The organism is Streptomyces sp. CRN 30, from assembly GCF_034105845.1.
Genome location: NZ_JAVRHI010000194.1, coordinates 1 through 11,618, shown reverse-complemented (window position 1 = coordinate 11,618; position 11,618 = coordinate 1). Strand labels below are relative to the sequence as shown.

Here is an 11,618-nt window from a genome sequence, read left to right as displayed (position 1 = left end):
GTCGGGGCCGACGGCGGCCCGGTGGTCGCCGTCACCGACGAGGAGACGGCCGACGAGGTCCGCCGCGCGGGCGCCGAGGCCGCGCTCGTGCCGCACAGCGCGCGGGAGCTCAAGGCGGCGACGTCCGCGCTGCGGGCGCTCCCCCGGGTGCCCGGGACCGCGTGGACCACGGACTACCGGTCCAACGAGGTGGTGGTACGGGGCGACAGCACGGTCTCGGCGGACGACTGGTCGACGGTGACCGACGCCGCGTGGGACCTCGGCGGCCTCGTCCGCACGGAGCGCACCGACGGCACCTTCACCCTCCGTGTCAACGGGGCGCAGCCGATCCTGTCCACGGCGGGACGCTGCTCGGCCGGGTTCAACGTGACCGACGGCCGTGCCGACTTCATCCTGACGGCCGGTCACTGCGGCCCGACCGGCTCGGTGTGGTTCGCGGACAGCGCGGGCCGCGAGGAGGTCGGCAGGACGATCGCCGGGAGCTTCCCCGGCGACGACTTCTCCCTGGTGGAGTACGCGGACGGCACGGCGGGCGACGACGCCGACGTGGTGGCGGTCGGCGACGGCGAGGGCGTCCGGATCACCGGCACGGGCCAGGCGTCCGTCGGCCAGCGGGTGTTCCGCAGCGGCAGCACGAGCGGCCTGCGCGACGGGCGGGTGACGGCGGTGGACGCCACGGTGAACTACCCGGAGGGCACGGTCACCGGCCTGATCGAGACGGACGTGTGCGCGGAGTCCGGGGACAGCGGCGGCCCGCTGTTCTCGGAGGGGATCGCGCTCGGCGTCACCTCCGGCGGCAACGGCGACTGCGCGAAGGGCGGTACGACCTTCTTCCAGCCGGTGGGAGAGGCGCTGGAGTCGCTCGGGGTGCGGCTGATCGTCGCCGCCGGCGCCTCCCCCGCGCCGTCGGCTTCGGCGCCGGACGGGGCCGGTGCCGCCTCGCCCGGGACGTCGGCGCCGGTGCCGGGCGCGGACGCCTCGACGCTGCTGGCCCGGCTCACCGACCGCGGCACGCTCGGCCCCGGTCTGCTGATCGTGGCGGGCAGCCTGCTCATGCTGGTGGCCGCCCGCTGGATACGCTCGGAGCACGACCGCAAGGCGTACCGGCGGCATTACTCGGCGACCTGGGGCTAGGGCGCTTCTGTGTGTGGCGGCTGCCGAGGAGGGCCGGGACGGCGGTCGGGCCGCCTTGGCCGTGGACGGCGGTCAGGCCGCCTTCACCGGGTGGGGGGCCGCGGCGGCCCACTCCAGGACGAGCCGCTGGTACTCCTCGCGCTGCTCGACGCTCAGTGTCCCGCCCGACCGGCGCCACAGGGCCCGGATCTCCTCGTTGACCTCGGCAGCCGATCGCTCGGAGGAAGGATCAACAGTGGTGGACATGGTGTGAAGCATACGGCTCACGACGTGAAGGCACCGTGAGTAAGGACTCTCTAACCGGACATAACGGACCGTGTTAATGGTCACGTCATCTGCCCCCTGATGTGCGGGAGTTCACGTCACCTCCGCGACCGCCTGCCGGAACCCCGCGTTGACGGCGGTGAGACCGCCGTCGACGGTGAGGGTGGTGCCGGTGATCCAGGCCGCGTCGCGCGAGGCGAGGAAGGCCACCGCTGCGGCGATGTCGTCGGGTTCGCCGACCCGGCCCAGCGGGTACAGCCGCCGCACCGCCGCCAACTGGGCGTCACGGCCCTCCCAGGCCGTGGTGCGCACCGTGCCCGGGACGACGAGGTTGACGCGGACACCGCGCGGCGCCGCGTGCCCGGCGAGGGTGCGGGTGAGGGAGGCCAGGCCCGCCTTGGCGGCGCTGTAGGCGTGGTTGCCGAAGTCCTGCACGCCGTTGACCGATCCGATGCTCACGATCGCGCCGCGCCCCGAGGCCGCGAGGTGCGGCAGGGCGGCGCGGCAGCAGCGGTAGGCGCCGGTGAGGGTGGTGTCGAGGTCGCGGGCCCAGGTCGTGTCGGGTTCGTCCTCGAAGCGCCCGGTGTCGGGCGTACAGGAGTAGGCGTTGTTGACCAGGACGTCGAGGGCGCCGAAGGTGTCGGCGGCGTGGGCGACGGCCGCCTCGGCCGACGCCCGGTCGGTGACGTCGCAGACCCGTGCCTCGACGGCGAGTCCCCGGCCGCGCAGGGCCTCGGCGGTGCGCTCCGCGGCGTCCGGGTCCACGTCGGTGAGCAGGACCCGGGCCCCCTCCCGCGCCAGCCGGGCGGCGGTGGCGGCGCCGATGCCGCGCGCCGCACCCGTGATGAGCGCCGCGTGTCCCGTGAACCGTGTGGTGTCCGTCACGGGAGACACCGTAGCCCCGGTGCGATCACCCCGTCAGCGGTACCCGGTGACGTCCGCCGGCTCGCCGGGGTCCTGGACCTCGACGAGGTAGCGCCAGGCGTCCGGGCGGCTGCCGTCGAGGTCGGTGGCGAAGTGGGGCGTGCTCTCCCAGGGCGTCGCGCCAGTTCTCCTCCCGCACGCCGGACGCGTCGAGCATGATCTCCGAGCGGAGCCGGCCCGGGGTGAGCGCGACGGCCGTGGCGGCGCGCGGCCCGAGTTCGTGGCCGAGGGAGAAGGCCACGGGCGACGCGGCCGACTTCGCGGGCGACGCGGTCGACGCGGTCGCCGACCTGTGCCGGGTCGAGGTGGTCGGTGGGGACGGCGATCCCCCGTCCGGCTCCCCGGGTCGCCCCCGCGACCAGTGCGACCTTGCCTTCGAGCGAGTCCGGCAGGTCCGGCCTCCCGTTCCTGACGTGCGTGGTCGGTGTGCACGCACGAACATCCCCGGGAAACCGGACATATCCTGTCGGTCTTTTCCGGGCCGGCTCAGTGGCCGCGCTTGATCCACTCGTCCAGGTGGGGGGCCTCCGCGCCGATGGTGGTCGAGTCGCCGTGGCCGGTGCGCACCTCGGTCTCCGGGGGGAGGGTGAGGAGCCGGTCGCGGATCGAGTCGACGATCGTCGGGAAGTCCGAGAAGGAGCGGCCGGTGGCGCCGGGGCCGCCCTGGAAGAGGGTGTCGCCGGTGAAGACGGTGGCGAGCCCCGGGCCGTACAGGCAGACGGCGCCGGGCGCGTGCCCGGGGGTGTGCAGGACCGTCAGGCCGGCGCCTGCCACCTCGATGACCTGGCCGTCGGCCAGGAAGGCGTCGGGCTCCCGCTCGGGGTGGGTCTGCCGCCACAGCGGGAGGTCGTCGCGGTGCAGCCAGATCGTCGCGCCGGTCCGCTCGGCGAGCGCCGGGGCCGCGTTGACGTGGTCGTTGTGGGCGTGGGTGCAGACGATGCCGGTGAGGCGGCGGTCCCCGACGGCTTCGAGGATCGCGTCGGCGTCGTGCGCGGCGTCGATGACGAGCACCTCCTGGTCGTCACCGACCAGCCACACGTTGTTGTCGACGTCCCAGGAGCCGCCGTCCAGCTCGAACTTCCCGGAGGTGACGACGCGTTCGACACGGGCGGCCATCAGAGGACCACCACCGAGCGCAGGACGTCGCCGCCGTGCATCCGCTCGAACGCCTTCTCCACCTCGTCGAGCCGGATGGTCTCCGTCACGAACTTCGACAGGTCCAGGCGGCCCTGCTGGTGGAGGTCGATCAGCATCGGGAAGTCCCGGGAGGGCAGGCAGTCGCCGTACCAGGAGGACTTGAGGGAGCCGCCGCGGCCGAAGACGTCGAGGAGCGGCAGTTCGAGCTGCATCTCGGGGGTGGGGACGCCGACGAGGACGACCGTGCCGGCCAGGTCGCGGGCGTAGAACGCCTGCCGGTACGTCTCCGGGCGGCCCACCGCCTCGATCACGACGTCGGCGCCGAAGCCGCCGGTCAGCTCGCGGATCGCCTCGACGGGGTCGGTCTCGCGGGAGTTGACGGTGTGGGTGGCGCCCATGGTGCGGGCGGTCGCCAGCTTGCGGTCGTCGATGTCGACGGCGATGACCTTGGCGGCGCCCGCCAGGTAGGAGCCGGCGATCGCCGCGTCACCGACGCCGCCGCAGCCGATGACGGCGACGCTGTCGCCGCGGCCGACGTTGCCGGTGTTGATCGCGGCACCGATGCCGGCCATCACGCCGCAGCCGAGGAGTCCCGCGACCTCCGGCGCGACGGCCGGGTCGACCTTGGTGCACTGTCCGGCGGCGACCAGCGTCTTCTCGGCGAACGCGCCGATGCCGAGCGCCGGGGACAGCTCCTGGCCGGTCGAGGCCAGGGTCATCTTCTGCGTGGCGTTGTGGGTGTCGAAGCAGTACCAGGGGCGGCCGCGCAGACACGCGCGGCACTTCCCGCACACGGCACGCCAGTTGAGGACCACGAAGTCACCGGGGGCCACGTCGTCCACGCCCGGCCCGACCGACTCCACGACGCCCGCGGCCTCGTGGCCGAGCAGGAACGGGTAGTCGTCGCTGATGCCGCCCTGCTTGTAGTGCAGGTCGGTGTGGCAGACGCCGCACGCCTGGATCTTCACCACGGCCTCGCCGGGTCCGGGATCCGGCACGACGATCGTCTCGATCCGTACCGGTTCGTCCTTGCCCGGTGCGATCACGCCGCGTACTTCCTGCGCCATGGCGCTGACCCCTTTCTCGGCCACTGTCCTGTCCCCGCCGACCCTACGCGCAAGTGATCGGCGCGGGGCCACCGACCGTGCCCGGCCGTGACCCGGACGTAGCCTTCAGGGGGTCCGGCCACCGGCCGCAGGAGCGCGAAGGAGCACCGTGAGCATCGCAGACACGCAGACGGCACCACCCGGCCCGCCCGCCTGGCGGCTGCTCCTCGGCTATGTGCGCCCGCACCGCTGGGCACTGCTCGGCGGCGCCGTCCTGTCGCTGGTCACCGGGGCGACGGGGCTGCTGCTGCCGCTCGTGGCCCGGGGACTGATCGACGACCTGTCGCACGACCGTGCGGTCGCCGGCGCGCTGCTGGCGATGTCGGCGCTGGTGGTCTTCAACGCGGTGGTGGGGGCGCTCGGCGCGTACGTGCTGCGGCGCACCGCCGAGTCGGTGGTGCTGGGCGCGCGGCGCTCCCTCTCCTCGTACCTGCTGCGGCTGCGGGTGCCGGCCGTGGACCGCTCCGAACCGGGCGACCTGATGGCCCGGATCACCTCGGACACCACGCTGCTGCGCACGGTGACCTCCGACTCGCTGGTCGGGCTCGGCACCGGGGGGCTCACGCTGCTCGCCACCGTCGTGATGATGGGCCTGGTCGATCCCGTGCTGCTGGCCGTGACCGTGGCGGTCATCGCGGGCGCGGGCGTGGTGATCGGCCTGATCGCGCCGCGCATCAACCGGGCGAGCAAGGAGGCGCAGAAGGCCGTCGGGGTGATGGGCGCGGCGCTGGAGCGGGTGCTGGGCTCGCTGCGGACGGTCAAGGCGTCGGGCGCCGAGCCCCGGGAGGAGCGGGCGCTGCACGAGGCGGCCGAGGAGTCCTGGCGGCAGAGCGTGCGCGCCGCCAAGTGGTCGGCGGCGGCGGGCAACACGGCGGGCCTCGCGATCCAGGTCGCGTTCATCACGGTGCTGGCGGTGGGCGGGGCGCGGGTGGCCACCGGCGCCGTCGACATCGGCACCCTGGTCGCGTTCCTGCTGTACGTGTTCTTCCTGATCTCCCCGTTGCAGCAGGTCATCAGCGCCGTCACGCAGTACCAGACGGGTGCGGCGGCGCTGGTCCGCATCCAGGAGGCACAGCGGCTGCCCGCCGAGCCCCCGGCCCGTCCGGCGCCGCTGCCGTCGCCGGGCGCGGAGCCCGCCGCGGTCGCCTTCCACGACGTCCGCTTCCGCTACGCCGAGGACCTGCCGCGCGTGCACCACGGGGTGACGTTCGCCGTGCCGGCCCGGGGCATGACGGCGTTCGTCGGCCCGTCCGGCGCGGGCAAGACGACGGTCTTCTCGCTCATCGAGCGGTTCTACGACGCCGAGTCGGGCACGGTGACGCTGGACGGCCGGGACGTCGCCGACTGGGAGCTGCCGGAGCTGCGGGCCGCGATCGGCTACGTCGAGCAGGACGCGCCGGTGCTGTCGGGTTCGCTCCGGGACAACCTGCTGCTGGGCAATCCGGACGCGGCTCAGGACGCGGTCGCGCGGGTGGTGAAGACGACCCGCCTGGACGGGCTGGTGGCCCGGCTGCCGGACGGTCTGGACACCCTGGTCGGGCACCGCGGGACGAAGCTGTCGGGCGGTGAGCGCCAGCGTGTCGCGATCGGCCGGGCGCTGCTGCGCCGGCCCCGGCTGCTGCTGCTCGACGAGGCCACCTCGCAGCTGGACGCGGTCAACGAGGCGGCGCTGCGGGACACCGTCGCCGACGTGGCGCGGACGACGACGGTGCTGGTCGTCGCCCACCGGCTGTCCACGGTGACGGCGGCGGACCGGATCGTGGTGATGGACACGGGCCGGGTCCGCGCGGTCGGCACCCACCGGGAGCTGCTGACCGGCGACCCGCTCTACGCGGAGCTGGCGGCGACGCAGTTCCTGACGGGCGACGACTGAGCGCGCGCACGGGCGGGTGAACGGCGGAGGGCCGCCCGGTGGTCCGGGCGGCCCTCCGGCCGGTCTCGTGGGGTGTCCGCTCAGGTGTGGATGCCCGGCAGGAGGCCGGTGACCGGCGCGGCCATGTCGGTGAGCTGCCGCAGCTGGTTGAGGTCCTTGAGCTTGCGGAGCTGGTCCGAGGGGCGCAACACCTGGTCGCGGTACTCGGCCGGCAGGTCGGAGACGGCGAGGGAGTCGAGGATCTGCGTCGGTCGGAGGCCGCCGGTTTCCTGGCCGCCCGCGTCGGCCGCGCTCGCCGGCATCGCGGCGAGACCGGTGATCCCGGCCGCGAGGGAGACCGCGGTGACCAATCGTCGTGTGGAGAACATGCACTGGGCAACGCGGTGGCGGCGGCGCCGGTCACGGCCGTACGGGCGGTCTCACCCGTCAGGCCCAGTACGGCGACCGGGCCGGGGGCAGGCGCTCCGCTTCCGTCCCGCCCCTCGCCGCCCGCCCGGGGCGGACCTACAGTGACGCCCATCACGTCCGGTGTTCCTGTTCCTGGGAGGGCAGATGACCCGTGTCTCGGTGAAGGTGGACGGCACGACGTACCAGGACGAGGTGGAACCCCGGCTGCTGCTGGTGCACTACCTGCGCGACCGGCTGGGTCTGACCGGCACCCCGATCGGCTGCGACACCTCCAGCTGCGGGGCCTGCACCGTCGACCTCGACGGCGCGAGCGTGAAGAGCTGTTCCGTCCTCGCGGTGCAGGCGGACGGCTGCGAGGTGACCACCGTGCAGGGGCTGGCGGCGGACGGCGGACCGACGCCGCTCCAGCGGGCCTTCCACGAGCGGCACGCGCTCCAGTGCGGCTACTGCACCCCCGGGATGCTGATGGCGGCGCGCGACCTGCTGCGGGAGAACCCCGACCCGGCCCCCGACGAGGTGCGCGAGGCGCTGGAGGGCAACCTGTGCCGCTGCACGGGCTACCAGAACATCGTGCGGGCGGTGCTCGCCGCGGCCCGTGCCACCGAGGACGCGGAGGTGCCGGCATGACCGGGGCTCCCGTCACGGGCGAGGTCGGCCGGGCCCGGCCCCGCAAGGAGGACGCCCGGCTCCTGGCGGGGCAGACCAACTGGACGGACAACATCCAGGCACCCGGCCTGCTGCACCTGGCGTTCCTGCGCAGCCCGATGGCGCACGCCCGGATCGACCGGGTCGACGTGTCCCCCGCGCTGGAACGGCCGGGCGTGGTCGCGGCGTTCAGCGGCCGTGATCTCGCGGACGGCCTGGCCTCGCTGCCGTGCGCCTGGCCGGTCACCGAGGACATCGTGCTGCCGGACCACCCGGCGGTCGCGGTCGAGGAGGTGCGGCACGCCGGGGACCCGGTGGCGGTGGTGGTGGCCCGCGACCGGTACGCCGCGGCCGACGCGCTGGAGGCGGTCGAGGTCGAGTACACGCCGCTGGAGCCGGTCCTGGACCTGGAGGCGGCCCTCGCCGAGGGCGCCCCGCTGGTCCACGCCGACCGGGGCACCAACCGCTCCTACGTGTGGCCGCTGAAGGGCGGGGAGGAGTTCGCCGCGGTCCGGGCCCGCGCGGACGTGACGCTGCGGCGCCGTTACCGGCAGCAGCGGCTGATCGCCAACGCCATGGAGCCGCGCGCGGTCGTCGTCACCCCGCTCGCCGCGTCCGGCGAGTACACGGTGTACTCCTCCACCCAGATCCCGCACGTCCTCAGGGTCATGCTCGCCATGGTCACGGGCGTGCCCGAGCACAAGCTGCGCGTCGTCGCGCCCGACGTGGGCGGCGGGTTCGGCTCCAAGCTCCAGGTGTACGGCGAGGAGGCGGTCGCCCTCGATCTCGCGCGCCGGCTCGGCCGCCCGGTGAAGTGGACCGAGTCCCGGTCCGAGGGGTACCTCGCCACCCACCACGGCCGCGGCATGGTCCAGGACGTGGAGATCGCAGCGAGCCGCGACGGGCGGCTGCTCGGCCTGAAGGTGGACCTGCTGGCCGACATGGGCGCGTACCTGATGCTCGTCACGCCCGGCGTCCCGATCCTGGGCGCCTTCATGTACCCGGGCATCTACAAGATGGACTCCTACGAGTTCACCTGCACCGGGGTGTTCACCACCCGGACCCCCACCGACGCCTACCGGGGTGCCGGGCGCCCGGAGGCGACGTACGCCATCGAGCGGATCATGGACGAACTCGCCGCCGAACTGGGCCTGGACCCGGTGGAGCTGCGGCGCCGGAACTGGATACGGCACGAGGAGTTCCCGTACACGACGATCGCCGGGCTGACCTACGACAGCGGCAACTACGAGGCGGCGACCGAGAAGGCGCTGGCGCTCTTCGGGTACGACGGGCTCCGCGCCGAGCAGCGCAAGCGCGCCGAGCGCGGGGACACCGTACGGCTGGGGATCGGGGTGTCGACGTACACGGAGATGTGCGGCCTGGCGCCGAGCCGGGTGCTGCGGGACCTGCGGTACGCGGCGGGCGGCTGGGAGGCGGCGAGCGTCCGGATGCTGCCCACCGGCAAGGTCGAGGTGGTCACCGGCACCAGTCCGCACGGCCAGGGGCACGTGACGTCCTGGAGCCAGATCGCGGCCGACGTGCTGGGTGTGCCGTTCGAGGACGTGGAGGTGGTGCACGGCGACACCCGGGCGGCGCCGCAGGGCATGGACACCTACGGGTCGCGGTCGCTGGTGGTGGGCGGCGCGGCGGTGCACCGGGCCGCGGAGAAGGTGGTGGAGAAGGCCCGGAAGGTCGCCGCGCACCTGCTGGAGGCGAGCGAGCGCGACCTGGAGTTCCGGGACGGGGTCTTCGCGGTCAAGGGCTCTCCCGAGGCCCGCAGGTCCATCCAGGAGATCGCCTTCGAGACGTTCACCTCGCACGACCTGCCCGACGGCGTGGAGCCGAGCATCAACGCCGGGCACGTCGTCGACCCGGAGAACTTCTCCTACCCGCACGGCACCCACCTGTGCGCGGTGGAGGTCGACACCGAGACGGGGCGCAGCCGTATCCGTTCCTACGTCTGCGTCGACGACGTCGGCCGGGTGGTCAACCCGCTGATCGTCGAGGGCCAGGTGCACGGCGGCCTCGCGCAGGGCATCGCGCAGGCGCTCTACGAGGAGGCCGTCTACGACGACGAGGGCAACCTGGTCACCGGCACGATGGCCGACTACCTGGTCCCCTCCGCGGCGGACCTGCCGGACTTCGTGACGGACCGCACGGAGACCGCGGCAACCTCCAACCCGCTCGGCGTGAAGGGCGTCGGCGAGGCCGGGACGATCGCCTCCACCCCGGCGGTGGTGGGCGCGATCGTGGACGCGCTGCGGCCGCTGGGCGTGACGGACGTACCGATGCCCTGCACGCCCGAACGGGTGTGGCGCGCGATGGAGGAGGCGACCGCATGATCCCGCCCGCGTTCGACTACGTCCGGCCCGGCAGCGTCGAGGAGGCGGTGCGCGTCCTCGCGGGCGCGGGCGAGGACGCGAAGGTGCTGGCCGGCGGGCAGAGCCTGCTGCCGCTGCTCCGGCTGCGGCTGGCCTTCCCCGACCTGGTGGTGGACGTCGGCCGCCTCCCGGGCCTGCGCGGGGTGCGCGAGGAGGGCGGGTTCCTCGTCGTCGGCGCGCTGACCACCCATCACGACGTGGTCCATGACCCGCTGGTGCGCCGGCACGCGGGGCTGCTGGCCGCCGCGACGGCGAAGGTCGCCGATCCCGCCGTACGGCACCGGGGGACCCTCGGCGGCTCCCTCGCGCACGCCGACCCGGCCGGGGACCTGCCCGCGGTGCTCCTCGCGCTGGACGGGGAGCTGGTCGCGCAGGGGCCGCGCGGGCGGCGCACGGTTCCGGCCCGGGAGTTCTTCACCGACTACCTGGAGACCGCGCTCACCCCCGACGAGCTGCTGATCGAGGTGCGGGTGCCGAAGTCGGAGGGCTGGGGGTTCCACTACGAGAAGTTCCAGCGGGCGGCGCAGTCCTGGGCGGTGGTCGGCGTGGCGGCGCTGGTGCGGCGCGGGAACGGCGCGATCGCCGAGGCCCGGATCGGGCTGGTCAACATGGGCGCCACGCCGCTGCGCGCGACGGCCGCCGAGGAGGCGCTGTCCGGTGCCGGGGACGTGCGGGCCGTCGCGCGGGCCGCGGAGTCGGCGGCGATCGGCACGGTCCCCGCGCAGGACGTCTCGGCCTCGCCCGAGTACCGGGCGCACCTGGCGCGGGTGCTGACCCGGCGGGCGGTGCTGGCCGCCGCGGGGATGGGGTGAGGCCGGCCGGCGGTCCCGGGGAGATCCGGGCCGGGCTGGCGGGGACCGGGTACCTCGTCGACGACGGGCTGGCCGTGACCTGCTGTCTGGCGCTGCGGCTGCACCGGCCGGTCTTCTGCGAGGGCGACGCGGGCACCGGCAAGACCGCGCTCGCCGTCGCCCTCGCCGAGGCGCTCGGCGCCCCGCTGGTCCGGCTCCAGTGCCACGAGGGCATCGACGCCTCGCAGGCCCTGTACGACTGGGACTTCCCGCGTCAGCTGCTGCACCTGCGGGCGGCCGAGGCGGTCGGCGCGACGGACGCCGGGCGGCTGGAGGGCGAGCTGTACGACGAGCGGTTCCTGATCGCCCGGCCGCTGCTGCGGGCCCTGACGACCACGCCGTGCGTGCTGCTGATCGACGAGATCGACCGGGCCGACGACGAGTTCGAGGCGTTCCTGCTGGAGCTGCTCTCCGACTTCTCGGTGACGATCCCGGAGCTGGGGACCGTCCGCGCCGGGGAGCCGCCGGTGGTGGTGCTGACCTCCAACCGCACCCGTGAGGTGCACGACGCCCTCAAGCGCCGCTGTCTGTACCACTGGTTCGCCCACCCGGACTTCGCACACGAACTGGCCGTCGTACGGCGGCGACTGCCGGAGGTGTCGGCCCGGCTGGCGGAACAGGTGACGGCGCTGGTGCAGGCGCTGCGCGGCCAGGACCTGCTGAAGCCGCCGGGGGTGGCGGAGACTCTGGACTGGGCCCGCGCGCTGGACGCGCTCGGCGCCGCGGAGGCCGACGCGGAACTGGCCACGGCGACGCTGGGGGCGGTCCTGAAGTACCAGGAGGACATCGAGCGGGCGGGCGCGCTCGACCTGGCGGCGGTGCTGGCCGCCCGGGGCGGATGACGGGGGTGGGCGGGGCCGGTCGCGCCGGGTGGCCGGCGGGGGGCGGTCCGGTG

The 11,618-nt window shown here is 74.3% G+C and carries 11 protein-coding genes and 1 pseudogene; 6 read left to right on the top strand and 6 right to left on the bottom strand.

The features are described 5' to 3' along the window. Positions 1 to 1,134: S1 family peptidase (locus UW392_RS20425; RefSeq protein ID WP_320776485.1), on the top strand; the 1,134-nt coding region annotated here is incomplete at its 5' end. A gap of 72 nt (positions 1,135 to 1,206) precedes the next feature. Here UW392_RS20425 and UW392_RS20420 read toward each other — a convergent pair. From UW392_RS20420 to UW392_RS20400, 5 genes and pseudogenes are all read right to left on the bottom strand, one after another. Beyond that, positions 1,207 to 1,392 (bottom strand): hypothetical protein, encoded by a 186-nt coding sequence (locus tag UW392_RS20420; RefSeq protein ID WP_320776486.1) that lies wholly within the window; start codon positions 1,390 to 1,392, stop codon positions 1,207 to 1,209. A 99-nt stretch (positions 1,393 to 1,491) separates the two neighbouring features. After that, the gene (locus tag UW392_RS20415; protein WP_320776484.1) at positions 1,492 to 2,283 is read right to left on the bottom strand and encodes an SDR family NAD(P)-dependent oxidoreductase; all 792 of its coding nucleotides are present in this window, start codon (positions 2,281 to 2,283) and stop codon (positions 1,492 to 1,494) included. 33 nt (positions 2,284 to 2,316) lie between these two features. After that, a pseudogene (locus UW392_RS20410) lies at positions 2,317 to 2,744 on the bottom strand (hypothetical protein); the annotation flags it as partial. A 64-nt stretch (positions 2,745 to 2,808) separates the two neighbouring features. Next, positions 2,809 to 3,438: an MBL fold metallo-hydrolase gene (locus UW392_RS20405; protein ID WP_320776483.1), complete on the bottom strand. Its 630-nt coding sequence runs from the start codon at positions 3,436 to 3,438 to the stop codon at positions 2,809 to 2,811. Continuing rightward, a complete protein-coding gene (locus UW392_RS20400) occupies positions 3,438 to 4,526 on the bottom strand; it encodes an S-(hydroxymethyl)mycothiol dehydrogenase (RefSeq protein ID WP_320776482.1) in 1,089 nt (362 codons plus the stop codon). Before UW392_RS20400 ends, UW392_RS20405 begins: the two co-directional genes overlap by 1 nt. 148 nt (positions 4,527 to 4,674) lie before the next feature. Here UW392_RS20400 and UW392_RS20395 point away from each other — a divergent pair, with 148 nt between their 5' ends. After that, on the top strand, positions 4,675 to 6,438 hold the full coding sequence (locus tag UW392_RS20395) for an ABC transporter ATP-binding protein (RefSeq protein WP_320776481.1): 1,764 nt from the start codon (positions 4,675 to 4,677) through the stop codon (positions 6,436 to 6,438). Between the two features lie 80 nt (positions 6,439 to 6,518). Here UW392_RS20395 and UW392_RS20390 read toward each other — a convergent pair whose 3' ends face one another. After that, on the bottom strand, positions 6,519 to 6,806 hold the full coding sequence (locus UW392_RS20390; RefSeq protein ID WP_320776480.1) for a hypothetical protein: 288 nt from the start codon (positions 6,804 to 6,806) through the stop codon (positions 6,519 to 6,521). 184 nt (positions 6,807 to 6,990) lie between these two features. Here UW392_RS20390 and UW392_RS20385 point away from each other — a divergent pair, with 184 nt between their 5' ends. Genes UW392_RS20385 through UW392_RS20370 form a run of 4 tightly spaced genes read left to right on the top strand, consistent with a single transcriptional unit; the run spans position 6,991 to position 11,565 of the window. Next, a complete protein-coding gene (locus tag UW392_RS20385; RefSeq protein ID WP_320776479.1) occupies positions 6,991 to 7,473 on the top strand; it encodes a (2Fe-2S)-binding protein in 483 nt (160 codons plus the stop codon). Further along, complete coding sequence (locus UW392_RS20380; RefSeq protein ID WP_320776478.1) at positions 7,470 to 9,833, top strand: xanthine dehydrogenase family protein molybdopterin-binding subunit; 2,364 nt, start codon at positions 7,470 to 7,472, stop codon at positions 9,831 to 9,833. Before UW392_RS20385 ends, UW392_RS20380 begins: the two co-directional genes overlap by 4 nt. Next, on the top strand, positions 9,830 to 10,684 hold the full coding sequence (locus UW392_RS20375) for a xanthine dehydrogenase family protein subunit M (protein ID WP_320776477.1): 855 nt from the start codon (positions 9,830 to 9,832) through the stop codon (positions 10,682 to 10,684). Before UW392_RS20380 ends, UW392_RS20375 begins: the two co-directional genes overlap by 4 nt. Next, on the top strand, positions 10,681 to 11,565 hold the full coding sequence (locus tag UW392_RS20370; protein ID WP_320776476.1) for a MoxR family ATPase: 885 nt from the start codon (positions 10,681 to 10,683) through the stop codon (positions 11,563 to 11,565). The genes UW392_RS20375 and UW392_RS20370 overlap by 4 nt, the downstream gene beginning before the upstream one ends. Positions 11,566 to 11,618: the final 53 nt, after the last annotated feature.

Excerpts from the sequence above, each read along its gene's own strand:
- UW392_RS20405 (WP_320776483.1), bottom strand. The coding sequence starts at position 3,438 with ATGGCCGCCCGTGTCGAACGCGTCGTCACCTCCGGGAAGTTCGAGCTG.
- UW392_RS20385 (WP_320776479.1), top strand. The coding sequence starts at position 6,991 with ATGACCCGTGTCTCGGTGAAGGTGGACGGCACGACGTACCAGGACGAG.
- UW392_RS20390 (WP_320776480.1), bottom strand. The coding sequence starts at position 6,806 with ATGTTCTCCACACGACGATTGGTCACCGCGGTCTCCCTCGCGGCCGGG.
- UW392_RS20375 (WP_320776477.1), top strand. The coding sequence starts at position 9,830 with ATGATCCCGCCCGCGTTCGACTACGTCCGGCCCGGCAGCGTCGAGGAG.
- UW392_RS20380 (WP_320776478.1), top strand. The coding sequence starts at position 7,470 with ATGACCGGGGCTCCCGTCACGGGCGAGGTCGGCCGGGCCCGGCCCCGC.
- UW392_RS20400 (WP_320776482.1), bottom strand. The coding sequence starts at position 4,526 with ATGGCGCAGGAAGTACGCGGCGTGATCGCACCGGGCAAGGACGAACCG.
- UW392_RS20420 (WP_320776486.1), bottom strand. The coding sequence starts at position 1,392 with ATGCTTCACACCATGTCCACCACTGTTGATCCTTCCTCCGAGCGATCG.